The sequence below is a fragment of the Collinsella aerofaciens genome (assembly GCF_040926185.1).
GTDB lineage: Bacteria > Actinomycetota > Coriobacteriia > Coriobacteriales > Coriobacteriaceae > Collinsella > Collinsella aerofaciens_BC.
Genome location: NZ_JBCOIQ010000028.1, coordinates 1 through 25,873, shown reverse-complemented (window position 1 = coordinate 25,873; position 25,873 = coordinate 1). Strand labels below are relative to the sequence as shown.

Sequence of the window (25,873 nt, the reverse complement as noted above, 5' to 3'; positions counted from 1 at the left end):
CCGAACGGCAATATTCGGTCGGGTGGGCGGCGGTGCTGATTCGCAATATAGGTGGTGTCGAAAGGGCCTAGGACTCAATGAGAATGAAGTAATTTGCGCTGGCTGCTTCTTCAGCTTTACACAACTTGCATTAACCGAATCCTGTTTCATGAATTGCGCGCGGTTATTTGATGCCAAAAGCGACATCAGTATTGGGAACTTGATAGAAGAAGTCTCGTCTCATTCTGCTGAAATCGACGCACTTGCAATCTCTATATTCAGTGATCGACCAAACTTTGACAGGCTTAATCCAATCGTTCACCCATTGGCAGAGGACGAGGAGCGTTTTTACCCCAAAGAAGTTGAGTCTCAACGCTCATATGAAAAACTGTTCGGAGATCATTACGAAATGGTTACCGTGTGTATAACCACTCATGACCTTTCCAATTTGTGGAAAAAACGACTCAACGGTCTCAGTAAACTAACTGACATGCTTCGCGATCAGCGAAATAAAGTATTCGCCCATAGCGACATAGAAGCACTGAATTATGATGAGCTTGTTAGGCGACTTCCTTTAACTTTCAGCGAAATTCAAAAACTAATCGACTTCGCACTCGATCTAACAATCGAATTATTCGCCAAAATTACTGGTATTGAAAAAGATCGATTGCCCAAGAACTACAACGATATACAAGGCCTCCTAAAATATGCGGAGGTTGGCATGGAGGCTGTTGAGCAGCATTTGGGTAATCTATAGGATTCAAGCGCCTGCAAGTAGTTAAGCATGCGAGCGCTTGAATCTGAATACGATCCTTGACATAAAGTCCGACCATCGCACAATGACGGTTTTCCATGCCAAAAAGACACTGAAGTGTGAGATAGCTCAAAACTCAACAAATCAAATAATCAGCAGTTCAGGTCTTATGGGAATAATTCGATTCGCATCACGTTGCATCTAAGCGGCTGTTTATACTTGGATATAAACACTAAGGAGGCAGCAATGCTTTGGAGCTATGTTCAGCTAGATGACGGCACTCAGTTTGCCTACTCAGAAACACGAGACGACGGGACCGTTCGCGTAGCCGTCGAGCGCCCGGTTGATTTTGGTTTTGACCATGCAGAATGCTTTCTACCTGCGGTCAAATGGTTTAACGTCGAAGGATTTTCTACTGACGATCTGGATTTTTTGACCGAGTTCGTTAGATCAAACGCTCCGTTTATCTTCGAGCTTGCAGAACGGCAAAAAGCTGGACCGGCGGTGGCATAATGCCTCGAATTCTTGTTTTTGGACAGTATGTTCTGTTCTTTTGGATCGCGGAAAACGGAGAACCCGTTCACATCCATGTAGGGGTAAAGAGGGCGGCTGCTAACTCGACTAAGTTTTGGCTCACTAAAAATGGTGGATGCACACTTGCGAACAACGAGAGCAAGATTCCGGCTAAGGATCTCAGGGATCTTTCAAAACTAATCACCATGAACCATCGATACATTTGTGACAAGTGGCGCGAAACCTTTGGTGATGATTCCCTGACATTCTATTGCTAAACCGCAATTGAGCCATGATTACGCTTGTCAACTCATGATTGCCGATGTTGACGGGCGGGACCTTCCTGTTACGCCGTTAGTGCTCCAATCGTACTTTCCGATAGCTCGGAACCCAAAGACAACCAGCACTACGCCTGGATCCAGGACCTTGTTTCCGGAAACCACACGCGAGCAGAACTCGCCGACGAGCTGCGCCGCAATTGCGTTGTGTGTCTCGACGGTGCGTCGCACGTATAAAATCTAAGCATCCAAACTCTAACTATGAAATGGAATGGACGCCACATGGAACTCCCTAGCACCCTGTGCAGCAATGTGTACGACTTCGCGTTTTGCCCCGAGCCCTGCTACGAACGCTTGACCGACCTCGCCGATCCCGAGGACTGGGGCCCCGGCAACCGCATCCTCAAAAACTATCTGCCGTTTTCGTTTAGCCGCGCGGTGTTCCTGACCGAGCGCGACGTGGACCAGACTGCCCCGTCCAACTTGCCGCTGGTGTTCGACGACGACCGCTGCCTATTCAACACCGGCCTTTACACGCGTCGCTACGAGACCATCTACGGCCTGTTTGAGCCCAACACCAAGCCCGACGCGCGCCAGCGCTGGTTTTTGAAGGGCTTCTTTAAGGAGAGCGACCCCATGCTGGTCTCATTTGAGTACCTGCCGTGCCGCGTGCGCTTTGCCGAGGACCCCTCCGAGCTGGTCTTTGACTACCGCCTTCCCATCCGCTCCAACATCGACCACATTCTGGGCGACGAGGAAAACCTTACGCGCATTCCCGCCAGCCTGATGGGGGAGGGCAACTCGCTGCTGCTGCGCCGTGCCTTTGAGGGCGCCGTCGTCGAGGCTGCCCGTCGCGCCGCCGCCAACTACACGCTCGCGGTGCCGCAGTTCTACGGCAGCCGAATCCAACTGCTGCTGCCGCTGTGCCTAACCGGCGACAAGCCTGAGCTGGCGCTGACCATCCAGCGCGAGGATGGCTTCTATGCCGCACGCACGTGCCTCACGCTCGACATGGCGTACAACAACGCGCGACTTATCTGTCGTCCCGAGACCTCGTGGATCAAGCGGTAAAGGGTGGTTGAGCTGCGGGTTTGCTGGTTACGGCGCTTGCCATGGTGCGGCCGACGCCCAGGAATTTACAATCGAGGGCAAAAAGTTCTTGGTAAACCGCGCACGGCTATGTTAGTATCTCTTTTGCCGAAAGGCGACGGGCGATTGGCTCAGGGGTAGAGCATATCCTTCACACGGATGGGGTCACAAGTTCGAATCTTGTATCGCCCACCATCAAAAGAGCAGGTCAGAGGTGTTAAGCCTCTGGCCTTTTTCTTTTTGACACCAAAATTGAAGAGAAGTTACCTAAGGGCGTTATATGTTACGCAGTTCACCTTAGGTGTCGTCATTGCGCGTTTTGCAAAATGCGTCTGCGTTCATTCATTGAATTCCCTGCGTAATCTATGTGCAATTGTGGAGACAGAGACCACTGGCGCACAGCTCGTACCAGCACATTCATGGCTCGATCAACCTTTCAATACATCCCATCCAATATTTGGTCAGCGTTTGGTCAGCTTCCGGTACTTACCCGCATGATGCCCCGGTAGATAATCGTCCACGACCACAACCGCACGGTCTACGGCCGATACCAGGGGAGGCGCAAATGGACGAAATCGTCTGCGCAAACACCGCATTTCGCTACTGGCGCTGCCCACCGCAGGTGCGCGACCTCTACCCGCGCCTGCCCAACTCCGAAGACGGCTGGCGAGCTCTATCCCAAGCCCCTTTCGTAACCGACGTCCTCAAGACCCCGATTATCGCTGTTGCTTCGCCAGGTTGTAATCACCACTCGGGATTGCGCTCTACTATTCGCTGGGAAGGAGCATCGGATGCCGGCACAACAATCGACACTAATTTAGGCTTTAGTGTCACCAATCCGCTTAACACGTTATTTACTATGACACGCTTTGTGTCCCAAATAGATCTCGTACTGGCTATGTACGAACTTAGCGGCTGGTTTTCTGTTTTCGAGCCGGCTCCCGCTGCCGAAATGCAGCTAAAAATGGCGGTAGAGGAGAATCGCAATTCCAGCACGCAAAATTTGTTCGAACTTGGAGAGGGCGAAGACGAGGTTCCTTGGAAACGAGTTTATGCCCGCGCAACCGTTAAGGACCCAGAAAATGATAGCCAAACGAGCAAGCGTGAAGATGGAAGAGAGGTTACGAAACTCAAAGGTACTTCTCTTTGGATGAGAAAGCCGCTCATCGAACTGAGCGACCTGCATCGTTTCGCCGACAAGGTCAAAAGTCAAATGTGGGGAAAGCAGTTTTATGATGCCGCTCAGCAGGTTATCGGCATTGCTGCGTCTCCGCTCGAGGTCGCTGGGGTCCTGCTTCTAAGTCGTTCTCGACGTCTAGGTGGTGCAGGATTCAGATACGTGTACCTCAACGATTTAACCCCTCTATCCATGGCGGCCCAAAGCATCGCAGGCCAAAAGGTCTGCTACGGCGACATCGTGATCGTAAACCCAATCCTAATGAAGGCAGTAATTATCGAGATCCAAGGTGAAGTCATCCATGGCTCAGGCGCGGTACTTGATCACGATGCGGAGCGCATGACTGCGCTCCAGAGCATGGGTTTCGATGTATTCCTGGTGACTCACGATATGCTCAACGATTCAAAGCAGCTAGACACCATAGTCAGAAGTGTCTGCGACCGTTTAGGGATTCGCTATAAAGCCAAAACTGAAGCAATGAAATCCGCCGAGACGCGACTGCGAGCAAATGTTTTGTGCAACTGGTTGGAAATCGGAATTAGCCGGCGACAAGGCGCTAGAACTACCTAGTTTGCCTGTTAGTGAATTAATGTCATTTCAAAACTATGTCGGATTACGGGGCTGGACCCGGACCGGCCGTCCATGCCCTGCATTTCACGGAATGCGCAAGCCGTCTAACTGCGGTTTTGATTTTACCGATGACGGCATGCTCGGGGGGTTCCCGGCCCGGCCCCGTAAACCGGCATGGTTTTGAAATCGCCGGGTCGGCGGGAGCGCGATCGGCCCCGGTAACGGGCCTGGCGCCGGCAGGACGGCCGTTGGGCGGATGGCGGCCCGCGCCGCGACTGCGAAATTTTCCAAAATTGTCCTTGCATCGGCGGGGGAGTTCCCGTATAGTACTTCTTCGCACGGGGGCGTAGCTCAGCTGGGAGAGCGCTTGACTGGCAGTCAAGAGGTCAGGGGTTCGATCCCCCTCGTCTCCACCCGAGCATTGAATGAGGCTCCAACGCAAGTTGGGGCCTTTTTTCATATAGGCACACAAGGTCAAAGGCGGCACCATGATCCTCCTGGTCGACAAGATCGTGCGTTGAACGGGCGCCACGTGCATGGTACTATTTCACGACGTGGTTCAAGATAGGGACCTGTTTTGCTGGCCTCTATCGCACACGCCATTTTATAAGGGCTCTTGGCGCAACGGTTAGCGCAGGGGACTCATAATCCCTGGGTTCTGGGTTCGAATCCCGGAGGGCCCACCAAAGAATCGAGAAGCCGGGCAAATAGCCCGGCTTCTTTTTGCCATAGTTCCCACTCCATATGCCTGCCAAATTGCTTTGATAAACGTTTGCGGTTCAAATCCACGTAATTGTTAATGCTGGTTGACAAGAACCATTTCAAAACTATGTCGGATTACGGGGCTGGACCCGGACCGGCCGTCCATGCCCTGCATTTCACGGAATGCGCAAGCCGTCTAACTGCGGTTTTGATTTTACCGATGACGGCATGCTCGGGGGGTTCCCGGCCCGGCCCCGTAAACCGGCATGGTTTTGAAATCGCCGGGTCGGCGGGAGCGCGATCGGCCCCGGTAACGGGCCTGGCGCCGGCAGGACGGCCGTTGGGCGGATGGCGGCCCGCGCCGCGACTGCGAAATTTTCCAAAATTGTCCTTGCATCGGCGGGGGAGTTCCCGTATAGTACTTCTTCGCACGGGGGCGTAGCTCAGCTGGGAGAGCGCTTGACTGGCAGTCAAGAGGTCAGGGGTTCGATCCCCCTCGTCTCCACCCGAGCATTGAATGAGGCTCCAACGCAAGTTGGGGCCTTTTTTCATATAGGCACACAAGGTCAAAGGCGGCACCATGATCCTCCTGGTCGACAAGATCGAAAAAAGCTTCGGCGCGCGCGTCCTCTTTAGCGGCGCGTCCTTCCAGATCAACCCCGGCGAGCGCTTCGCGCTCGTGGGACCCAACGGCGCCGGCAAAACTACCATGCTCAAGATCATCATGGGCATCGACAGCCCCGACGCCGGCCAGGTCCAGTACGCCAAGGACTGCCAGGTGGGCTACCTAGAGCAGGAAACCAACCTGGAGCAAAAGGACACCACCATCCTCGCCGAGGTCATGGCCGCTGCCAAGGAAATCCGCCGCATGGGCGAGCGCGCCAACGAGCTGCAGGCCCAGATCACCGAGCTCTCCGAACAAGGGAAGGACGTCGACGCACTCCTTAACGAGTATGGCCAGGTCCAGGACCGCTTTGAGCACCTGGGCGGCTACGAGCTCGAGAGCAACGCCCGCAAAATCCTGTCCGGCTTGGGCTTTAAGGTCACCGACTTTGATCGCCCGTGCTCCGAATTCTCGGGCGGCTGGCAGATGCGCATCGCGCTCGCCAAGCTCTTCCTGCGCCACCCCGACCTGCTGCTTCTGGACGAGCCCACCAACCACCTGGATCTCGAAAGCGTCCAGTGGTTGCGCGGCTTTATCGCCAACTACGACGGCGCCGTGCTCATCGTCAGCCACGACCGCGCCTTCATGGACGCCTGCGTCGACCACGTCGCCGCGCTCGAAAACCGTCGCGTGACCACCTACACCGGCAACTACAGCAGCTACCTCAAGCAGCGCGAGGACAACCTGGAGCAGATGCGCGCCAAGCGTGCCGCTCAGGAGCGCGACATCGCCCACATGCAGGTCTTCGTCGATAAGTTCCGCTACAAGCCCACCAAGGCCGCCCAGGCGCAGGAACGCATCCGCAAGATCGAGCAGATCAAAAAGGAGCTCGTCATCCTCCCCGAGGGCCACAAGCACATCGACTTTAAGTTCCCCGATCCGCCGCGCTCCGGCGACATGGTCGTGGGCCTGGAGGGCGTCTCCAAGTCCTACGGCAAAAAGCACATCTACAGCGACATCGACCTCAAGCTCTACCGCGGCGAGCACGTGGCACTCGTCGGCCCCAACGGCGCCGGCAAGTCCACGCTCATGAAGATTCTCGCCGGCCTGGAGCCGCCCACTACCGGCACGCGCGACCTGGGCACCAACGTCGGCGTCGCCTACTATGCCCAGCACGCGCTCGAAGGCATGACCGAGTCCAACACCGTCCTGCAAGAGATCGACACCGTCACGCCCAAGTGGACCGTGCCGCAGCAGCGCAGCCTGCTGGGCGCCTTCCTATTTAGCGACAACGATTCCATCGAAAAGCAGGTCCGCGTCCTCTCTGGCGGCGAAAAAGCGCGTCTGGCACTGGCCAAGATGCTCGTGGCCCCCGAGGCGCTCCTGTGCCTGGACGAGCCCACCAACCACCTGGACATCGACTCGGTGGACATGCTCGAAAACGCCCTGCAAAACTTCCCCGGCACCATCGTGCTGATCAGCCACGACGAGCACCTGGTGCGCGCCGTTGCCAACCGAGTGATCGACATCCGCGATGGTAAGGTCACGGTCTACGACGGCGACTACGACTACTACCTCTACAAGCGCGAGGACCTCGCAGCCCGCGCCGCCGCCGAAGCAGCAGGGGAGAGTACGCCGGCCGCGACCAAGTCCGCTAAGGTCACCGCAGCCCAGCCCGATACGCCCGCCGCTGCTTCCAAGCCTGCCGAGGGCAAAAAGACCAAGGAACAAAAGCGCGCCGAGGCCCAGGCCCGCGCTGCGCTCAACAAAAAGCTCAAGGGCGTGCGCAACCAGCTCAAGAAGATCGAGGCTGAGCTCGACAAAAAACGCGCCCGCTATGACGAGCTTATGGAATTGATGGCCAGCGAAGAGCTTTATGCCGATCAGGACAAGTTCAACGCCGCGCTGGGGGAATATAACGGCCTTAAGCAAGAGCTGCCCAAGCTCGAGGACGAATGGCTGGAGCTTTCCACCCAGATCGAAGAGGAGACCGCGCGTGAACTCTCGTAAGGCCGCTGCCGTGGCGATGAGCATCATCGCCATCGCCTGTCGCATCTGCGGCATTTTTATGAGCGCGATGACCGTGCTGCTGTGCTTTAGCGGCCTGACCGCCAAGCTGCAGATCGTCGGCTTTGTCGTTGAGCTTTCGCGCGCACTGCCGAGTGCCATCGCCGGCTACGGCGTCATCACCTCGCCCTTTGGCGGAGTGTTCCGCTTAGATTACGCCATCGTGGCCGTCATCCTGTTTGTGGCCGACTACCTGCTCACGCGCGCCTCGCGCCGCGTCCGCTAGGGGATTGTTATGTCCAGCAGCTACTTCATGAACCTGCTCGCCAGCGCGGTCGCCGTCATCGTCGGCATCGTGATCCACGAGAGTGCGCACGCCGCCGCGGCCTGGGCACTCGGCGATAAGACGGCCCGTTCGCGCGGTCGTGTCTCGCTCAACCCGCTCAACCATATCGACCCGTTTGGCACCATCATCTTGCCGCTGCTCATGCTTGCCGCCGGCGGCCCGGTGTTCGCCTTCGCCAAGCCCGTGCCCGTCTACCTCAACAACCTCAAGCACCCCAAGCGCGATGAGGTCCTGGTTAGCGCAGCCGGCCCCGCATCGAACATCGCCCTCGCGTGCCTTGCGGCCGCCCTCATGCACACGGCATACGGCAACCTCTACACCCACATGTCCTTTGCCCTGGCGTCACAGATCATGAACTTCGGCGCCACGTTTATCGTAGTCAACCTGTCACTCGCGTTCTTCAACCTCATCCCGATCCCACCGCTCGACGGCTCTTCGATCATTGTGCCGTTCCTTAAAGGCAAGGCTCTCAACAACTATTATCGTCTGCAGCAATACGCTATGCCCATCCTCATCCTAGTGCTGTACCTGCTGCCCATGTGGACCGGCATCGACGTGATCGGCCGCTATTTCGACGTTACCGTGTATCCGCTTGCTGAGCAGCTGCTCAACTTCGCAATCGCCGGCATCTAAGGTAAACTTACAGGTCGACCGTGCAAAACGGTCGCAACATGCACCCAAACCGCGCCGCGAAGGCGCCGTCAAAGGAGGTCGAAGATGTCGTATCGCGTGTCGACGCAGGTCTACAGCGGACCGTTCGACCTGCTGCTGCAGCTGGTAACCCGCCAAAAAGTAGATATCGGCGCCATCTCCATCAGCGAGGTGGCCGAGCAATACCTTGCCGAGGCCGAGCGCATCGAGGCGCTGGACCTGGACGTGGCGAGCGACTTTTTGCTGGTCGCGGCAACACTTTTGGACATCAAGGCCGCCTCCTTGGTGCCGCAGGAGGCCCCGCGCAAAGTCGATGACGACGATGACGAGTTTGACGAAGACCTCGAGGAGCTCAGCGCGCTCGACGGCGACGCCCTGCGCGAGGTCCTGATCCAGCGCCTGATTGCCTACAAGCAGTTTAAAGGCGCGGCTGCGGCCCTCGGTGCCCGCATGCAGGCCGAAAGCCGCATGCATCCGCGCGTAGCCGGCCCCGACCCCGAGTTTTTAGGCCTTATGCCCGACTACCTGGCCGGCATTACTCTGCGCGGCCTCGCCGTCATCTGCGCCGACCTGGACGGCAAGCGACAGACCTTCCTGCTGGAGGCCGAGCACGTAGCTCCGCATCGCGTGCCGCTCGACCTGACCGTGGCCTCAGTCGACCGCTTTACCATGGCGCACCAAACCTGCACTTTCCGCGAGCTGCTGGACGGCGATGCCACCACCGAGCAGCTCGTCGTCACCTTCCTTGCCATGCTTGAGCTCGCCAAGCGCGGCTCGCTCACGCTGAGCCAGGACGAGATCTTTGGAACCATTCAAATCAACCGCGTCGAGGGCGCCGAGGCCTATGTGCCCGGCGAGGGCCCCGAGCTCACCGAATAGGAGCCGCAACCATGTCAACCCTTTCCACGCTAGAGGCATACAGCCTCAAAGGTGCCCTCGAGGCGCTGCTGCTGGTGTCGAGCGACCCGGTGAGTGCGCCCGCGCTGGCTGGTGCGCTGGATATCGCCCCCGGCGAGTGCGCATCGCTGCTCGCCGAGCTCAAGGTTGAGTACGAGGAGGCCAACCGCGGCTTTCAGCTGCGCGAGGTCGCCGGCGGTTGGCGCCTGTTTACGCATCCCGCCTACCACGACGTGGTCGAGGCCTATGTGTTGAGCTGGGACACGCAAAAGCTGTCGCAGGCGGCGCTCGAAACCCTGGCCGTGATCGCATACCACCAGCCCGTAACGCGCGAGGTGGTCAAGGGCATCCGCGGCGTCAACTCAGACGGCGTCATCGCGTCGCTCGTGGACAAGGGTCTGGTGCGCGAGCTCGGCCGTGACCCCGAGCGCGGTCAGGCCATCATTTACGGCACGACCAACGCCTTCTTGGAAAAGTTCGGCCTGCGCTCCACCCGCGACCTACCCGATCTGGAGCAGTTTGCCCCCGACGAGCAGTCGCGCCAGTTTATCCGCGAGCGCCTGAGCGGCCGCAGTATTCAGTCCACGCTCGAGGAGCAAGCCGAGGACCTGGACGAAGAGCGCGAGCTGCTCGATACCGATATTGATGATGTCGAGGCGGTCGGTGGCGAGGAATTCCTGGCCACCGACGACACTGCGGAGGACACGCATGATGAGGACTAACGAAGTAGGGGAGACGTGCACCGCAAGTGCCACGGGCGCCACGACGCCCGCAGGCGACGCCCAGCCCGTCTACCCTCACACCATGCGCCTGCAGCGCTTTTTGGCGCGCGCGGGCGTAGCGAGCCGCCGCGGGTCGGAGGACCTGATGACCGCCGGCCGCGTGACGGTTAACGGCGAGGTTGCGACCGAGCTGGGCACCAAGGTCGATGTCGACCGCGACCACATCGAGGTCGATGGCATGTCCGTCAAGCTCAACCAGGGCGCTGTGTACCTGATGCTCTACAAGCCGACCGGCTACCTCACCACCATGAGCGACCCGCAGGAGCGCCCTTGCGTGGCCGACCTGGTTCCCCGAGACTGCTTTCCGGGCCTGTTCCCGGTGGGTCGCCTGGACCGCGATACAACGGGCCTCTTGCTCTTTACCACCGACGGCGACCTGTCTCAGGACCTGCTGCACCCGAGCAAGCACGTCTACAAGACCTACCAGGCACTCGTTGACGGCGAACTGTCCGACCGCGACCTCACGCCGCTTCGCCGTGGCATCGAGCTCGACGACGGCCTATGCCAGCCGGCAATCTGCCGCGTCATCACCGCACGCGAGGCCGAGGCCGTGGCTCCCCAGGGCGTCAAGCCAGGTACCACCGCCGTGGAGATCATCATCCGCGAAGGTCGTAAAAACCAGGTCAAGCGCATGCTGAGCAAGATTCACCATCCGGTAATCCGTCTGCATCGCTGCAACTTTGCGGGCCTTGAGCTCGAGGGCGTGGCCAAGGGCTCGTGGCGCGAGCTCACCGACCGCGAGGTGCAGATCCTCAAGGCCGGCGGCATCCCGCCCAAGCAGGCGAGCGCCAAGCGCAACGGCGGCAGGCCCCAAGACACGCCCGCCAGCCGCACGCGTCACCACGGCAGCCACGGCTCCGCACCCAAGCGCAACACCTACCGCGAGCGCTACACGGGCTAGGCAACCCGCCGCGCCTCAACGCCCGCGAACCATACCAGCGCGTCAACCATCGAAAGGAAGCATTGCATGATCGTCGCTATCGACGGCCCCGCCGGTTCCGGCAAGTCCACCATCGCCAAGGAGATCGCCCGCCAGCTGGGCTTTAACAAGCTCGACACGGGCGCCATGTATCGCGCCGTCACCTTCGCCGCGCTCGATCGCGGCATCGACCTGGATAACGAGGCGGCCATCGACGCCCTCGCCCAGCAGATCGAAATTCGCTTTACCAACGGCACCGGTGAGGATACGCGCCTGACCATCGACGGCCAGGACGCTTCGGCCGCCATTCGCACCCCGCAGGTCGACGCCAACGTGTCCAAGGTCTCGGCCTACCCGGGCGTGCGCGCCGCCATGCTCATCCACCAGCGCCGCGCAGCCGAGGACCGCGATATCGTGGCCGAGGGTCGCGACATCGGAACCGTCGTGTTCCCTAACGCGCAGGTCAAGGTCTTCCTGACCGCCGACCCGCGCGAGCGCGCCCGTCGCCGTGTGCTGCAGCGCCACCAAAACGATGCCCAGCCGCTCACGTCCGAGCAGCTCGAGGCCGAGGTCGACGAGACCCTCGACGCCCTTAAGCAGCGCGACAAGCTCGACAGCAGCCGCGAGGTCGCCCCGCTCGTGCCCGCCGAGGACGCCGTGCACGTCGACTCCACCGCTCACACCATCGACGAGGTCGTTCGTATCATCGAGGACCTCATCAACCAAAGGAGGTAGCCCATGCGCCTGTTTCAGCAGACGCCCGAGGACTATTACAACGCCCCCTACGCCGAGTTTCCAGCGCTCATCCGCGGCACCGTCGTCGTAGTCATGGCCATCCTTTGGGCCTTCTCCAAGCTCATGTGGCGCTGGAAGGTCGAGGACGCCGATCTTCTGTTTGAGCGCCAGGAAGGCCGCGGCAGCGTGGTCATCTGCAACCACACCTCGATGGCCGAGCTCTTGGCCGTGGAGACGGCGCTGTTCTTTGGGGGCCGCCGCATTCGTCCCATCTTTAAGTCCGAGTTCGCCAAGAGCAAGATTGTGCGCTGGGCCTTTAGCCGCGTTGGCGGCATCCCCGTCGAGCGTGGTACTGCCGATATGAAGTGCCTGCGCGCCGCCCAGCATGCGCTGCAGCGCGGCGAGGACGTCCTGATCTTCCCCGAGGGCACGCGCATCCGCTCGCGCGAGATCAAGCCCGAGGTCCACGGCGGCTTTGCGCTCATCGCCCAGATGGGCAAGGCGCCCGTCAACCCGCTCGCCATCTGCGGCTGGTCCGACATCACGCCCGCAGGCAAAAAGCTCATGCGTCCCAAGAAGTGCTGGATCCGCGCCGGCAAGGCCGTCTCGCTTTCCGACGCACCGGCTGGGCTTAAGCGCACGGAGCGCCTGGAATGGTTTGAGTCCGAGGCCATGAACCGCGTCTACGCTATGCGAGACGAGCTGTGCGCCGAGCATCCGGGCAGGTTCTAGCCATGAGCGAGAACGTGACGAACACCGCCGCGACTGCGTCCGACCAGTCAACCGCGCCTACCATCGAGATCGCCGCCCACGCCGGCACTTGCTACGGCGTACAGCGTGCGCTCGATATGGCGCTGGCCGCCGCGCCGCAGGCAGGGGAGTGCGCTCAGCTCCATACCTTGGGTCCGCTCATCCATAACCCCATCGTGGTGCGCGAGCTTGATGAGGCAGGCGTTGGCCTGGCCGAGAACTTGGATAATGCCACAACCGGCACCGTGATCATCCGCGCCCACGGCGTGGTGCCGCAGGTGATCGATGCCGCTCGCGAGCGTGGCCTTAACGTCATAGACGCCACCTGCCCCTACGTAAAGAAAGTCCATGTTGCAGCCGAGCGCCTGGTGCGCGAGGGCTACCGCGTGGTGGTCGTAGGCGAGCCAGGTCACCCCGAGGTGGAGGGCATCCTGGGCCACGCCGGCAATGATGCGCAGGTCGTGAGCTGTGCCGCGGACGCCAACGCCTTGTCGCTCAAGGGCAAGGTAGGCCTCGTCGTGCAGACCACCCAGACCGCACAGAACTTGGCCGAGGTCGTAGCTGCCATCACGCCGCGCGTGCAGGAGCTACGTGTGATCAACACCATCTGCGCCGCCACGAGCGAGCGCCAGCAGGCAGCCGCATCACTTGCCAAACGCTGTGATTGCATGGTCGTCGTGGGCGGCAAGAACTCGGGCAACACCCGTCGCCTGGCACAGATTTGCGCGGACGCCTGCGATCGCACATATCACATCGAGGAAGCTTCCGAGCTCCAGGCCGCGTGGTTTACCGACGCTCACCACATCGGCATCACCGCCGGAGCCTCAACCCCGCAAGAACACATCGAACGCGCCGTTGCGCGCATCAAGGAGCTTTGCCGCTAATCATGGACCAGACCGTACCCGCATACGCCGCCGAGGTGGCCGATTACGGGCGCAGCCGCGACCCCGAGCCGGGTGAGGGCGCGCTCGTAAAGAACGTGCGTCCCGAATCGCCCGCGTGGGATGTGGGTATCGAGCCGGGCATGCGCGTGCTCACGGTCAACGGTGAGGTGCTCACCGACATGATCGTATGGCTCTGGGAGGCCGACGACGACACCGTCGACCTCGAGGTTTTCGACCCGCGCGACAACAGCGTCACCCCCGTCGAGCTCGACCGCTTCCCGGGAGAGGACTGGGGCCTTGAATTCGATGGCCCTATCTTCGATGGCATGCGCACCTGTGTGAACGCCTGCGTATTCTGCTTTATGACGATGCTCCCCAAGGGCGGCCGCTCCACGCTTTATATTCGCGACGACGACTATCGCCTAAGCTTTTTGCAGGGCAACTTTGTCACGCTCACCAACCTCACCGACGAGGACGTGCAAAACGTCATCCAACGCAACATGAGTCCCATGAACGTATCGGTCCACGCCGTGAGCCCCGACGTCCGCCGTCGTATGATGGGCCGCAACGCCCAGCGAGGCATGGACGTACTCGAGACCATCATGGCCGCCGGCATCGAGATTCACGCGCAGATCGTGTTGTGCCCCGGCATGAACGACGGCGAGGAGCTGAAAAAGACCCTGCGCTTTTGCGAGGAGCACGAGCAAATCACAAGCCTGGGCATCGTGCCGCTCGGTTTTACCAAGCATCAGAACCGCTTTAGCTGGTCATACAGCGACAAGCCCGACCTGGCGCGCGAGACCATTGGCATGATCCGTCCCTACCAGGACCGCGCCTTCGAGCGTTTTGGCCGCCACACCTTCCAGATGAGCGACGAGTTCTACCTGGACGCCGGCATCGATCCGCCCGAGGCGGACTTTTACGACGGCTGTCCGCAGTACTACGACGGTATCGGCATGATCCGCTCATACCTAGACGAGACGGACGATGTGCTTGCCGCCGATGCCGAGCGACTGGCTCGCGTCCGCGAGGCCATCGCCGTCCGAGGCCAGCACCTGCTGTGCCTCTCGGGCGCCAGCGCACGCGACACGGTAGCCCGCTTTGTGGAATCGCCCAAGGGACTCGCCGGCACTGTCACAGCCATCAAGAACCGCTACTTTGGCGGCAACGTGGACGTGACCGGCCTCATCGTCGCCTGTGACATTCTGGAGCAGCTGCCGCAGGATCTCTCTGGGGTTATGCTCTTTGTGCCTAAGCTCATGTTCAACGCTGACGGCATGACGCTTGACGAGTATCATCGTGACGATTTACTCGCAAGCCTTAACCACCGTGGCGCCGAGGTTCATGTGGTGTCGACCATGCCGCATGAGCTGCTCGATACCCTGGAGCGCATCCTTGGCATTGTGCCCGCAGACTCTAACACTTCCACTGACCCTACCCATTAAAGGAGAGCAGATGAAACCTATCGTCGCCGTCGTCGGACGCCCCAACGTGGGCAAGTCCACGCTCGTTAACCGCCTGGCCCAGACCTCGGACGCCATCGTCCACGAGTCCCGCGGCGTCACGCGCGACCGCTCATACCACACGGCCGATTGGAACGGCCGCGAGTTCACCATCGTCGACACGGGTGGCATCGAGCCGCTCAAGAGCGATGACGTCTTTGCCACGTCCATCCGCGACCAGGCCCTCGCCGCCGCCGAGGAAGCCGCTGTCATCCTGTTTGTGGTCGACGGCCGCACCGGTGTCACCGAGGAGGACGAGTCGGTCGCCCGCATGCTCAAGCGCTGCGACAAGCCGGTCTTTCTGCTGGTGAACAAGCTCGACAACCCCGATCGCGAAAACGACAGCATCTGGGAGTTCTATTCCCTCGGCATCGGCGAGCCCACGCCGCTCTCGGCCCTGCACGGCCACGGCACGGGCGACCTGCTCGACGATATCGTGGCCCTGCTTCCGGAGGAAGAGGACGAGGTCGCCGATGAGTTCCCCGACGCGCTGAACGTCGCCATCATCGGCCGCCCCAACGCCGGTAAGTCCTCGCTGTTCAACCGCATCCTGGGCGCCGACCGCTCCATCGTGTCCAACATTGCCGGCACCACGCGCGACGCCATCGACACGGTCGTCGAGCGCAACGGCAAGCACTACCGCATGGTCGACACCGCGGGCATTCGTAAGAAGAGCACCGTGTACGAGAACATCGAGTACTACTCCATGGTCCGCGGCCTGCGTGCCATCGACCGCGCCGACGTGGCGCTGCTCGTCGTCGATGCCTCCGTGGGCGTCACTGAGCAGGACCAGAAGGTCATGGGTCTTGCCATCGAGCGCGGCTGCGCCATCGTGGTGCTGCTCAACAAGTGGGACCTGCTCGATGACGACCGTAAGCGCGAGGCCTGCATGGAGACCATCGACCGCCGTCTGGGCGTCATGGCTCCCTGGGCCCAGTACCTGCGCATCTCTGCCCTCACTGGCCGCAGCGTCGAGAAGATCTGGGCGATGGTCGACGCCGCCGAAAAGACGCGCTCGCAAAAGATCAGCACCTCGCGCCTCAACACGTTCCTCACCGACCTGCGCGAGTTCGGTCATACCGTGGTGGACGGCAAGCGCCGCCTGCGTATGCACTACGTGACCCAGACGGGCGTCAACCCGCCGACGTTCACGTTCTTCGTCAACCACAGCGACCTGGTCAACGACACCTACCAGCGCTACATAGAGAACCGCATGCGCTCGACCTTCGACTTTGCCGGCACGCCCATTCGACTCTTCTTTAGGAAGAAGGAGCAAAAGGATGCTTAATCCGATTCTGCTGACCGCCATCTGCGCCGTTGTTTCGTTCTTTATCGGAGCGATTCCGTTTGGCCTGATCCTGGGCCGCGTGTTCAATCACACGGACATTCGCAAGGCGGGCTCCGGCAACATCGGCACCACCAACGCCCTGCGCGTAGCCGGCCCCAAGGTGGCCGCGCTCACGCTGCTACTCGACTGCCTGAAGGGCGCCATCTGCGTCCTTATCGCCCGTCCGCTTATCGCGAGCGTTGGCTATGGCTTCCCTGTGAGCATCATGGCACCCGGTGCCGCAGGCGACTGGATGCTCGGCGTCATTTGCCTGGCTGCCGTGTGGGGACACATCTTCTCGCCCTACCTTAACTTCCACGGCGGTAAGGGTATCGCCGTGGGCCTGGGCGTGATTCTTGCCTGGTACTGGCCCATCGGGCTTTCGCTGCTGGGCATGTTTATCGTGGCCGTCGCCATCACCAAGTTTGTGTCGGTGGGCTCGCTTGCCGCCGCCATCGGCCTTCCCATCGCCGCCTGCACGGTCTTTCCGTACAGCAGCCTGGGACTCAAGTTTTGCATGGCGCTGATCGGCATCACCGTGGTGTGGGCCCATCGTGCGAACATCAAAAAGCTCATGACGGGTAAGGAGTCCAAGCTCTCGTTTACCAAGCGCGTCACCGAGCCCGACGATAAGTAGGAGAGAGTCATGAATGTTGCGCTGATTGGCTCTGGCTCCTGGGGAACCGCCGTCGCCGGCCTTGCTGCCGCGCGAGCCGAGCGCGTGACTATGTGGGCCCACAGCGATCAGACGGCCGCCGGCATCAATGGCGAGCACCGCAACCCCCGCTACCTTGTGGGCTACGAGCTGCCCGGCAACGTCTTCGCCACGACGGATCTGACCCAGGCACTCGACGGCGCCGAGGCCATCATCTTTGCCGTTCCTTCGACGCACCTTCGCAGCGTGTGCCACCAGGCCGCGCCCTTTATCGCCGCCGATACCCCGGTGCTCTGCCTCACCAAGGGCATTGAGCCCGAATCCGGCCTGCTCATGAGCGAGGTCATCGCCAGCGAGATCGGCAACGAGTCGCGTGTCGCGGCGCTCTCGGGCCCCAACCATGCTGAGGAAATCTGCCGCGGCGGACTTTCTGCCGCCGTCATCGCCAGCGAAGACCCGCAGATAGGGGAGACCTTTAAGGACCTGCTCCTGTCCACGGCCTTTCGCATCTATCTGTCGCAAGACATGACCGGTGTCGAGGTCTGCGGCGCCATGAAGAACGTTATCGCCATCGTGTGCGGCATCTCCGCCGGCACCGGTGCGGGCGACAACACGCTCGCTCTCATCATGACACGCGGCCTGGCCGAGATCAGCCGTCTGGTGCACGCCCGCGGCGGTCAAGCTATGACCTGCATGGGACTTGCCGGCATGGGTGACCTCATTGCCACCTGCACCTCGGAGCATTCGCGCAACCGCACCTTTGGCTACGAGTTTGCCCACGGCGTCTCGCTCGACGAGTACCAGACACGCACGCACATGGTAGTCGAGGGCGCCGTCGCGGCCCGCAGCGTGAGCGAGCTTGCCCGTTCACTGGGCGTAGACATTCCGCTCACCTTTGCCGTGGAGCAAACGCTCTACAACGGTGTTACTTTGGATAGGGCGCTCGAGATCCTTACCGACCGCGTCCCCTCTCAAGAGTTCTACGGAATCACCGACTAGCGCAGAAAGGCTTCTACCATGGGTTCCATTAAAATCGCTCCTTCGATTCTTTCGGCCGATATGGCCAACCTCAAGGGCGACCTCGACAAGATCGCCGGCGCCGACTACGTTCACTTTGACGTTATGGACGGTCACTTTACCGGCAACCTCACCTTTGGCGTTGACATCCTCAAGGCCGTCAAGCGCTCCACCGGCGTGCCGGTCGACGCGCACCTGATGGTGTCGAACCCCGACGAGACCGTTGATTGGTACGCCGACGCCGGTGCCGATATGATCACCGTGCACTACGAGGCTTCCACGCACCTGCACCGCACGCTCACGCATCTGCAGCAGCGCGGCGTCAAGGCCGGCGTGGTGCTCAACCCCGCCACCCCCGTGTGCGTGCTCGAGAGCATCATCGATGTCGTCGATATGGTGCTGCTCATGAGCGTGAACCCGGGCTTTGGCGGTCAGAGCTTTATCCCGGGCACCATCGCAAAGCTCCACGAGCTCAAAGCCATGTGCGAGCGCCACGGCGTGTCGCCCATGATCGAGGTCGACGGCGGCATTTCTTCCAAGAACATTGCCGAGGTCGTCAAGGCCGGCGCCAACGTGCTCGTGGCCGGTTCTGCCGTATTTAAGTCCGAAGATCCCGCTGCCGAGGTTGCGCTACTGCAGAAGCTGGGCAACGAAGCCGCACAGGAGGCATAAACCCTTATGACCGCAGGTCAAAACCGCATACCCGTGAATCTTGACTATGCCGCCTCGACGCCCATGCGCGCCGAGGCGCTCCTTGCGCAGCGCGAGTACGACGACAGCGAGCTTGCCGGCGTCAACCCCAACTCGCTGCATTCGCTCGGCCGCAAGGCCGCCGCGCGCCTGGAAGTCGCCCGTCGCGAGATCGCCCGTAGCTTTGGCGCGCGCGTCCGCCCGTCCGAGATTGTTCTGACCAACGGCGGCACCGAAGCCAACCAGCTGGCGCTGCTCGGTCTTGCCGAGGGCGCCCGTCAGCGCGATCGCAAACGCGATCGCGTAATCGTTTCGGCCATCGAGCACGATTCGATTCTGGACAACCTGCCGCTGCTGCGTGCCGCCGGCTTTACCGTCGACCTGGTGCAGCCATGCCGCGCGGGCTACATTGAGCCTGCCGCGCTTGTCGAGCTGCTTGGCGACGACGTGGCGCTCGTAAGCATCATGGTCGCCAATAACGAGACCGGTGTGGTGCAGCCCATCCGCGAGCTTGCCGCCGCCGCACATGCTGCCGGCGCCCTGTTCCACACCGATGCCATCCAGGGCTATCTGCATATCCCGCTCGATGTCACCGAGCTGGGAGTTGACACCATGACCGTTGCCGCGCACAAGATCGGTGGCCCCGTGGCATCTGGCGCGCTCTACCTTAAGAGCCGCACGCCGCTGCGCCCGCGCATTTTTGGCGGCGGACAGGAAGCCGGACGTCGCGCGGGCACGCAGGACCTGCGCACGCAGCTGGCTTTTGCCGCTGCCGCCCGAACGCTGGCGCCCCATGTAGCCCAGGAGCGTGCGACGCTGCAAACCCTTTCCGACAAGCTCTACGCCACGCTTACGGCCCACCCTCGCATTCACGCCACCATGGGCGACTATGCGCATGCCGACCGTCTGCCCGGCATGGTATCGATCTACATTGATGGCATGGACTCCGAGGAGCTCATCGTCAAGCTCGACGCCGCCGGCTTTGAGGTATCGGCCGGTTCCGCCTGCTCGAGCGGCAGCATGGACCCGAGCCATGTTCTCAGCGCCATGGGTATTGGCCGCGAACAGGCCCTGGGTGCACTGCGCATCTCCTTCGATGACCGCGTGAATCCGGGCGATCTGGACGAGTTTGCCCAGACGCTGCTCTCGATCGTAGGCGCCGCATGATTGTCGCCGAGTTCGAGCGCGCTCTGCTGGCACGCTATCCCAAGAGCGATGCCGAGAGTTGGGACCATGTAGGACTCTCCGTCGGCGACCCTGCCGCGGAGATTACCGGTGTTGCCTGCGCACTCGATGCGACCGAAGCCAATGTGCACCGCGCCCAGGAGGCCGGCGCCAACGTGCTGCTGACGCATCACCCCATCTATATCAAGGCACCCGAGGCGTTTTGTCCGGCGGATGCCGCACGCCCCCAATGCAGTGCGGCGCTCTACGAGGCAGCGCGTTGCGGCGTGAGCATTATCTCGCTCCACACCAACCTGGACCGCTCGCACGAAGCCCGCATCTGCCTGAGCGAGCTGCTGGGTGCCGCACCCGTGAGCTCACTGGAGCACGTGGACGACCCCGAGACCACCGGCCTGGGCGCGCTTACAACGCTCAACGACCCCTGTAGCCTGCGCGAGCTCGCCGCCCGCGCCGCAAAGGCATTTGGCAGCGACCCGCGCGTGTGGGGCAATGCCAAGCACACTTGCAACACCATCGCCATTTTGGGCGGCTCCCTGGGCGACTTTGGCGAGCTCGCCATCGCCGCGGGTGCGGATGTCGTCGTGACGGGCGAGGCGGGCTACCACGTGGCGCAAGACCTTGCCTTGCGCGGTCTGGGCGTCATCTTGCTCGGCCACGACCGCTCCGAGGAGCCGTTCGTTGATATATTGATGAACTCTGCAGTTGACGCCGGGGTCGACCCCCGTCATGCGATTAAAATACTGAACCCTTGCCAATGGTGGACTGTGACAAAAGGAGAGAACTTATGAGCGCCGGCGCTACGCTACTCAAGCTGCAACAGATCGATTTGGAGCTCGCCCGCAACAAGAGCGAACTTGCCAATATGCCGGAGCTCAAGGAGCTCGCTTCCAAGCGTAAGACCTACGTTAAGCTTAAAGCCGAGATGACCAAGCTCTACGCCCAGCGCAAGGACCTGGACATTGAGCTCGACGATCTCAACACCACCGAGATTCAGACCAACAACGCCATTGAGGCTGCCAAGAAGCGCCACGTCGACGGTTCCGACTACCGTGAGGTTCAGGACCTGGAGAATGAACTCGCAACCCTGGCCAAGCGTCTGGACAAGATTGAGCACACCCGCAAGGACGTCGTTGTCTCCCATAAGGAGGCGCTCGACCGCGAGGCCCGCGCACAGGCAATTATCGCCAAGTTCGAGGAGGGCGTGAAGGCCGATACCAAGGCCGCCCGCGCTAAGGCTGCCGACCTGCAGGCTCAGATTGACGCCGCCACTAAGGAACGCACCGCGCTTGCCGCCACGCTGCCGGCCGACGTGCTCACCGACTACGAGCGTCTGCTCAAGCAGTTCCGCGGCCTGGCCGTCGAGACCATCCAGGGCAACATCCCCACAGTCTGCCACACCGCGCTGCAGGCATCGTCCATGAGCGACCTCAACCACGACGGTAGGTCAATTACGCACTGCCCGTACTGCCACCGCCTCCTGGTACTCCCGAGCAAGGAAGCTTAAACGATGACGGCATCCAACAATTCAATGCAACTTGAGGGAAAAACGATCCTGCTGGGCATTACCGGCGGGATCGCCGCCTATAAGTCGTGCAACATCGTGCGCCTGTTGCAAAAGCGTGGCGCGCGCGTCAAGGTCGCTATGAGCGAGCATGCCACCGAGTTTGTGGGCCCGCTCACCTTTCGTGCGCTCACCAACGAGCCCGTTGCCGTGGGCCTATTCGACGACCCCTCCGACCCCATCCACCACATTTCGCTGGCGCAGGAGCCCGATCTGGTGGTCGTGGCGCCCGCGACGGCCAATATCATCGCCAAGATGGCCAACGGCATCGCCGACGACCTCATCTCCACCACGCTGCTGGCAACGCCACGACCCATTGTGATCGCGCCGGCCATGAACAATGGCATGTGGAAAGCGCCGGCGACGCAGGCCAACATGGCCACGCTGCGCGACCGTCGCGTCCATGTGGTGGGGCCCGGCAGCGGCTACCTTGCCTGCGGCGACGTGGACACGGGACGCATGAGCGAGCCCGAGGACATCGTCGAGGCCGTCTGCCAGGTGCTCAACTCCGCACCTCAGGATCTTGCGGGCAAGTGCATCGTGATCACCGCCGGCCCCACGCACGAGCCGATCGACCCCGTGCGCTTTATTGGCAACCGGTCGTCGGGCAAGATGGGCATCGCTCTGGCGGGGGAGGCCGCTCGCCGCGGTGCTGCGGTCACGCTTGTGCTGGGGCCGACATCGCTCGATGTTCCTCGCGGTGTGGAGTGTTTGCGCGTACAGACCGCCGCAGAGATGTTGCAGGCGGCACTGGGCGCCTTTCAGACGGCCGATGCGGCCATTTGCGCGGCGGCCGTCGCCGACTACACCCCCGCATCCCCTGCCGACCATAAGCTCAAAAAGGCCAACGAACGCCTGGATCGCATCGAACTAGTCGAGACGGTCGATATTTTGGCTGAGCTCTCGCGCCAGAAGGGCGAGCGCCGTGTGATCGGATTTGCAGCCGAGACCGATAACGTCGTGGAGTACGCTGAGCGCAAACTTGCCCGCAAGGGCTGCGATGCAATCATCGCCAACGATGTCTCGCGCGCCGATTCGGGCTTTGGAACCGATACCAACAAGGCCTGGATTGTGAGCACAGCGGGTACACAGGAACTTCCCGTACTAACAAAACCCCAGCTCGCGGATACAATTTTGGACTTGCTCAAAAATATTTAAAAAAGTTCTTGCGCAAGGCCAAAGTTTCGGGTTAATATACTCCCTGTTGCGAGCGAGAGCAGAGCAACAAACAAAAGCTTCGGGACGTGGCGCAGCTTGGTAGCGCACTTGACTGGGGGTCAAGGGGTCGCTGGTTCGAATCCAGTCGTCCCGACCAGAAGTTTGCAGGTCAGGTACTTAGTGCCTGACCTTTTTTGTTTTAAGCAATTGCTTAATTTTGATTAATCAACAGGGTGCCAAAAATCACCCTGCGCGATAATCGCCTTTTGCGGCTACTTGCGCGTTTTGCACACGCTTGGGCCGATTTATTAACGCGATATGAATCTACATACGCGTAGCTGGTATACAGTCGAGTACAGACTGTATTTATCGCGGCGATTTACACAGATATAGCGACTGTAACGAACAAGCGTGTCGCTGTATTTATTCCAGTAGCTCACTTGACCGGTGGACAAGTGAGCGATTGCAACGATATGCCAACCAGGATGGGCTCCATACGAGGACGCCGCAGGGGTAATGGCGGGGGAGTGCAGCAGGCGCTCTGAGAGCCGCCATATGACCCCATTTCTCCTCAACCCGAATACCTGTGCCGCGAACCTAAACCGTTCGTACACTTGCCAAAAGATAGGCCCGCGCGGAGTCGCGCGGGCCTTGCACTAGAAAAGCTAGAAGCACCAAGCGGGAAACACGTTGCCGGCACTGTTGGCACTACCGCTGCTCCAGCGACCGAAAGGGTCAACATAGATAAAGTCCGTTGAGTCACTCGGAGACACGGAACGAGTGCTGAAATAGCACACAATCTCAGGTCCAGAATACCTCGACGTCGCATAGTACTCGTACTGGGCGCCGTCAGACTGGAGGTCTCCGTAAATCTCGGTCGTCGAGAGGATGAAGACCTTGTCATTCGTTGCCGTCGGAGTGCCGGCGCTACCGCCGCCCTCGTTGTCCGTCATCTTCGTGACGGCCTTCGCCTTGGACTGGAGCTCGGCCGGCAGGAGCGCCCAGAGGTCACCGGAGTTCAGGCGGGCGCGGAGCTTAGAGGACCTCCAACCGCCGACATTGGTCTTTGTGTCGTTCCAGATGTGTTTGTATAGGACATCGTTGGTCGTCTCAAACGTCAGCCCCGCCTTGCCGCTACCGTCGGCGAGGTTGTCATGGTTGATACCGATGATGCGGTATCCGGGCATCGTGGTGTCCGCACTGCGAATCTCTCATAGAGGATATGCCACAACTTGATAATTTCGCAGCCATAAGGAAGAACCTTTTCAATGTTTCTGAGGACAGCACGATTGAAGAAGCCTCGGTCCATGAAGGAGACTTTCCCATTTACATAGATTTAGATAAGGTCGTGAATGACCAATATGAACTTAAGCATATTCCGTCCGTATTCATACTGGATGACCAAGGAAACATCATCGGCTCATCCGAAGGAGAGGAAGAACCTCTTGCCTTATTAAAGAAATACGCCGAATACAACGGATATAAAGCGGAAGGAGGCGACATCGAGTAACTATCAAAGGCCAGTTTAAGGAGCCAGCCATGAAGAAATGCCTGCCCTCCATCATCTCAGCAGCTCTTTGCCACTCCCTTGTCATGACACCATTTGTGCCCGTTGCGGCAGCCTATGCCGACGAGGGATCTCCCGCCGAGAGCAGCGAGATCTACGTCGGAGACAATTACGACGATAATTACGATATATACCTTTTTTTGAGCGCGGGCGCTGCACGGATTCATATTCCAAGGCGTGGTGCGATTCTCACGGATCTGCAAATAACCGCACCGTCCCTCACAAGGTCAAGCTGAACGCGAAGGAGGAGGCTTGCCTGCGCGATCTCTAGCTTGTTGGCACCGCTGAAGTTATCGCCGGTCTCGTGACAACCGGTCCTAGCGGCGGCTTTTTTGCAACCGCAATGACATCGTACCGACTTTTCATTTGCATGTTCTGAAAGGAAGTTGCCATGTTGTCGCAAAATCAATCGAGATACTTGAACACAATCGGCTTTGCCCTGCTTGCATTACTCTTTGCTAGCGACCTTTTGCTGAAACCGCCCAAGGAACTCGTTTCGCTTGCCATAGCCTGCATTTCCGCCCTTTACTTTACGGCAACCCTGTTCGTCGGACTAAAGGAGAGGAAAAAAGGCGCAGTCGTTGCATCTGCCGTAGGCGTGATCATAGCCATTGCCTCATTCTTTATCTGACACATTGATGATCTAGGGGCGGTATCGTAGGAATACGACCGGGAGAGCCGGGACCAGATTGCCCGGTCGGCTCGCGCGACGGCGCGGCGGTTCGACAGAAAGCTCTCCGGACTTCACGCCGTTTCTGATCGCATTGTAGACAGCCATCTCGTCTTCGCAGTCGGCGAGCACGCGGTGTGCGTCGTCGTTTTGGATGTACAGTAAATCTCGAAGGTCCTCCATGCACCAGCGTCCGAGATTTGGCCATGCGCGTCGCGCGAGCTGATAAGTGTCGATTGCGATGTTGTAGTTAAAGTCCAGACCAAAGCCGTCCCAGGCAGAACGGCATTGTTTCCTTGATTATCAACTTCATCCGGGCATTTCCCGCATTCATCCGTGTGCATACGGATGAATGCGGGATTCGATACCCCGGCGGCCTGATCGGCAGGCCGCCGGGAATTCTCACTCCTCGATAAAAGCCGGCACTCGGTTAGTCCTGCGCATCTTGAAATCGCCAATCTCGTGGGAGACATAGAGAATGCCGTCCATCCCATCTCGTGATGCATACGACAGGTGAACTGAACCGCAATCCGATCCATCATTGTCGAGAAGATCGAACGAATTCGGGTCGCTCGTTGCGGCCAAACGACCACTCAGACAAGAGCCATCGTCATTACAGATTTGCCATTCCATGTCTTCGCCTGCAAGAATCGCCATAGACGGCCTGGTCGCGCCATCGCTGACATACATCCCGTCTATGCCAAACCCATTTTCAGCGCCATCGATGAACGACTGCTCGGACCTATACCTCGCAAATGATGCACATAGCACCATTGCAAGACAAAGTACAAAGCCAACAATCGCTATCTTTGCATAGCTCTTGCCTATCATGTCATTCACCTCCCTCGTATGTATCGAGGTATTCCTGCTTGAGCGTCTGCGAGGACGACTCGATCTTTTCCAC

General features: G+C 59.9%; 27 protein-coding genes and 5 tRNA genes. 30 read left to right on the top strand and 2 right to left on the bottom strand.

All coding sequences use genetic code 11. From position 1 onward, the window contains the following. The 28 genes from AB5750_RS09405 to AB5750_RS09270 all read left to right on the top strand — a co-directional run. Nucleotides 1-736: AbiU2 domain-containing protein (locus tag AB5750_RS09405; protein ID WP_368146201.1), on the top strand; the 736-nt coding region annotated here is incomplete at its 5' end. 243 nt (nucleotides 737-979) lie between these two features. After that, nucleotides 980-1,246 (top strand): hypothetical protein, encoded by a 267-nt coding sequence (locus AB5750_RS09400; protein ID WP_117762964.1) that lies wholly within the window; start codon nucleotides 980-982, stop codon nucleotides 1,244-1,246. Next, the gene (locus AB5750_RS09395) at nucleotides 1,246-1,524 is read left to right on the top strand and encodes a DUF4160 domain-containing protein (RefSeq protein ID WP_082421950.1); all 279 of its coding nucleotides are present in this window, start codon (nucleotides 1,246-1,248) and stop codon (nucleotides 1,522-1,524) included. Before AB5750_RS09400 ends, AB5750_RS09395 begins: the two co-directional genes overlap by 1 nt. A 282-nt stretch (nucleotides 1,525-1,806) precedes the next feature. Beyond that, entirely contained in the window at nucleotides 1,807-2,595 is a 789-nt protein-coding gene (locus tag AB5750_RS09390; RefSeq protein ID WP_368146199.1) for a DUF3825 domain-containing protein, read from the top strand. A gap of 138 nt (nucleotides 2,596-2,733) precedes the next feature. Next, nucleotides 2,734-2,808: transfer RNA gene (locus tag AB5750_RS09385), tRNA-Val, on the top strand. Nucleotides 2,809-3,178: 370 nt separating this feature from the next. Next, nucleotides 3,179-4,360, top strand: a complete 1,182-nt coding sequence (locus tag AB5750_RS09380; RefSeq protein ID WP_368146198.1) for a putative endonuclease domain-containing protein — start codon at nucleotides 3,179-3,181, stop codon at nucleotides 4,358-4,360. A gap of 340 nt (nucleotides 4,361-4,700) precedes the next feature. Next, a tRNA-Ala gene (locus AB5750_RS09375) sits at nucleotides 4,701-4,773 on the top strand. Nucleotides 4,774-4,970: 197 nt separating this feature from the next. Beyond that, nucleotides 4,971-5,046, top strand: a tRNA-Ile gene (locus AB5750_RS09370). Between the two features lie 448 nt (nucleotides 5,047-5,494). After that, nucleotides 5,495-5,567, top strand: a tRNA-Ala gene (locus tag AB5750_RS09365). 75 nt (nucleotides 5,568-5,642) lie between these two features. Continuing rightward, entirely contained in the window at nucleotides 5,643-7,676 is a 2,034-nt protein-coding gene (locus tag AB5750_RS09360; protein WP_368146197.1) for an ABC-F family ATP-binding cassette domain-containing protein, read from the top strand. Beyond that, on the top strand, nucleotides 7,663-7,959 hold the full coding sequence (locus tag AB5750_RS09355; protein ID WP_164473297.1) for a hypothetical protein: 297 nt from the start codon (nucleotides 7,663-7,665) through the stop codon (nucleotides 7,957-7,959). The genes AB5750_RS09360 and AB5750_RS09355 overlap by 14 nt, the downstream gene beginning before the upstream one ends. 9 nt (nucleotides 7,960-7,968) lie before the next feature. Beyond that, nucleotides 7,969-8,652, top strand: a complete 684-nt coding sequence (locus AB5750_RS09350; RefSeq protein WP_368146195.1) for a site-2 protease family protein — start codon at nucleotides 7,969-7,971, stop codon at nucleotides 8,650-8,652. Between the two features lie 84 nt (nucleotides 8,653-8,736). Further along, entirely contained in the window at nucleotides 8,737-9,549 is an 813-nt protein-coding gene (locus tag AB5750_RS09345; protein ID WP_055287411.1) for a segregation and condensation protein A, read from the top strand. Between the two features lie 11 nt (nucleotides 9,550-9,560). Then, nucleotides 9,561-10,289 (top strand): SMC-Scp complex subunit ScpB, encoded by a 729-nt coding sequence (scpB, locus tag AB5750_RS09340; protein ID WP_368146193.1) that lies wholly within the window; start codon nucleotides 9,561-9,563, stop codon nucleotides 10,287-10,289. After that, a complete protein-coding gene (locus AB5750_RS09335) occupies nucleotides 10,276-11,250 on the top strand; it encodes a pseudouridine synthase (RefSeq protein ID WP_368146191.1) in 975 nt (324 codons plus the stop codon). The genes scpB and AB5750_RS09335 overlap by 14 nt, the downstream gene beginning before the upstream one ends. A 66-nt stretch (nucleotides 11,251-11,316) precedes the next feature. After that, nucleotides 11,317-12,003, top strand: a complete 687-nt coding sequence (cmk, locus tag AB5750_RS09330; RefSeq protein WP_368146190.1) for a (d)CMP kinase — start codon at nucleotides 11,317-11,319, stop codon at nucleotides 12,001-12,003. Between the two features lie 3 nt (nucleotides 12,004-12,006). Further along, nucleotides 12,007-12,735 carry a lysophospholipid acyltransferase family protein gene (locus tag AB5750_RS09325; protein ID WP_138374251.1) on the top strand — a complete coding sequence of 243 codons (729 nt, stop codon included), beginning with the start codon at nucleotides 12,007-12,009 and terminating at the stop codon, nucleotides 12,733-12,735. Between the two features lie 2 nt (nucleotides 12,736-12,737). Further along, nucleotides 12,738-13,637, top strand: a complete 900-nt coding sequence (locus AB5750_RS09320; protein WP_368146189.1) for a 4-hydroxy-3-methylbut-2-enyl diphosphate reductase — start codon at nucleotides 12,738-12,740, stop codon at nucleotides 13,635-13,637. Between the two features lie 2 nt (nucleotides 13,638-13,639). Further along, nucleotides 13,640-15,082 (top strand): DUF512 domain-containing protein, encoded by a 1,443-nt coding sequence (locus AB5750_RS09315; RefSeq protein WP_368146187.1) that lies wholly within the window; start codon nucleotides 13,640-13,642, stop codon nucleotides 15,080-15,082. Nucleotides 15,083-15,092: 10 nt separating this feature from the next. After that, nucleotides 15,093-16,427: a ribosome biogenesis GTPase Der gene (gene der, locus AB5750_RS09310; protein WP_035138458.1), complete on the top strand. Its 1,335-nt coding sequence runs from the start codon at nucleotides 15,093-15,095 to the stop codon at nucleotides 16,425-16,427. Next, on the top strand, nucleotides 16,420-17,103 hold the full coding sequence (gene plsY, locus AB5750_RS09305; protein WP_368146186.1) for a glycerol-3-phosphate 1-O-acyltransferase PlsY: 684 nt from the start codon (nucleotides 16,420-16,422) through the stop codon (nucleotides 17,101-17,103). Before der ends, plsY begins: the two co-directional genes overlap by 8 nt. A 9-nt stretch (nucleotides 17,104-17,112) precedes the next feature. Continuing rightward, nucleotides 17,113-18,120 carry an NAD(P)H-dependent glycerol-3-phosphate dehydrogenase gene (locus tag AB5750_RS09300; protein WP_368146184.1) on the top strand — a complete coding sequence of 336 codons (1,008 nt, stop codon included), beginning with the start codon at nucleotides 17,113-17,115 and terminating at the stop codon, nucleotides 18,118-18,120. A gap of 18 nt (nucleotides 18,121-18,138) precedes the next feature. Continuing rightward, nucleotides 18,139-18,810 (top strand): ribulose-phosphate 3-epimerase, encoded by a 672-nt coding sequence (gene rpe, locus AB5750_RS09295; RefSeq protein ID WP_368146183.1) that lies wholly within the window; start codon nucleotides 18,139-18,141, stop codon nucleotides 18,808-18,810. Between the two features lie 6 nt (nucleotides 18,811-18,816). Beyond that, complete coding sequence (locus AB5750_RS09290; RefSeq protein ID WP_055287395.1) at nucleotides 18,817-19,995, top strand: cysteine desulfurase family protein; 1,179 nt, start codon at nucleotides 18,817-18,819, stop codon at nucleotides 19,993-19,995. Continuing rightward, nucleotides 19,992-20,801 carry a Nif3-like dinuclear metal center hexameric protein gene (locus tag AB5750_RS09285; RefSeq protein ID WP_368146182.1) on the top strand — a complete coding sequence of 270 codons (810 nt, stop codon included), beginning with the start codon at nucleotides 19,992-19,994 and terminating at the stop codon, nucleotides 20,799-20,801. Before AB5750_RS09290 ends, AB5750_RS09285 begins: the two co-directional genes overlap by 4 nt. Then, nucleotides 20,798-21,517, top strand: coding sequence for a zinc ribbon domain-containing protein (locus AB5750_RS09280; RefSeq protein WP_368146181.1), 720 nt, complete (start codon nucleotides 20,798-20,800; stop codon nucleotides 21,515-21,517). The genes AB5750_RS09285 and AB5750_RS09280 overlap by 4 nt, the downstream gene beginning before the upstream one ends. Before the next feature lie 3 nt (nucleotides 21,518-21,520). Beyond that, nucleotides 21,521-22,732, top strand: a complete 1,212-nt coding sequence (gene coaBC / locus AB5750_RS09275; protein ID WP_368146180.1) for a bifunctional phosphopantothenoylcysteine decarboxylase/phosphopantothenate--cysteine ligase CoaBC — start codon at nucleotides 21,521-21,523, stop codon at nucleotides 22,730-22,732. Between the two features lie 80 nt (nucleotides 22,733-22,812). Continuing rightward, nucleotides 22,813-22,889: transfer RNA gene (locus tag AB5750_RS09270), tRNA-Pro, on the top strand. A 508-nt stretch (nucleotides 22,890-23,397) separates the two neighbouring features. Here AB5750_RS09270 and AB5750_RS09265 read toward each other — a convergent pair. Next, a complete protein-coding gene (locus AB5750_RS09265) occupies nucleotides 23,398-23,919 on the bottom strand; it encodes a DUF6273 domain-containing protein (RefSeq protein WP_368146178.1) in 522 nt (173 codons plus the stop codon). Nucleotides 23,920-23,954: 35 nt separating this feature from the next. Here AB5750_RS09265 and AB5750_RS09260 point away from each other — a divergent pair, with 35 nt between their 5' ends. Next, nucleotides 23,955-24,242 carry a TlpA family protein disulfide reductase gene (locus tag AB5750_RS09260; protein WP_368146177.1) on the top strand — a complete coding sequence of 96 codons (288 nt, stop codon included), beginning with the start codon at nucleotides 23,955-23,957 and terminating at the stop codon, nucleotides 24,240-24,242. 448 nt (nucleotides 24,243-24,690) lie between these two features. Then, nucleotides 24,691-24,930 (top strand): hypothetical protein, encoded by a 240-nt coding sequence (locus AB5750_RS09255; protein ID WP_281798520.1) that lies wholly within the window; start codon nucleotides 24,691-24,693, stop codon nucleotides 24,928-24,930. 441 nt (nucleotides 24,931-25,371) lie between these two features. Here the strand turns inward: AB5750_RS09255 and AB5750_RS09250 are convergent, their stop codons facing one another. Next, the gene (locus AB5750_RS09250; protein WP_281798521.1) at nucleotides 25,372-25,800 is read right to left on the bottom strand and encodes a hypothetical protein; all 429 of its coding nucleotides are present in this window, start codon (nucleotides 25,798-25,800) and stop codon (nucleotides 25,372-25,374) included. Nucleotides 25,801-25,873 lie beyond the last annotated feature (73 nt).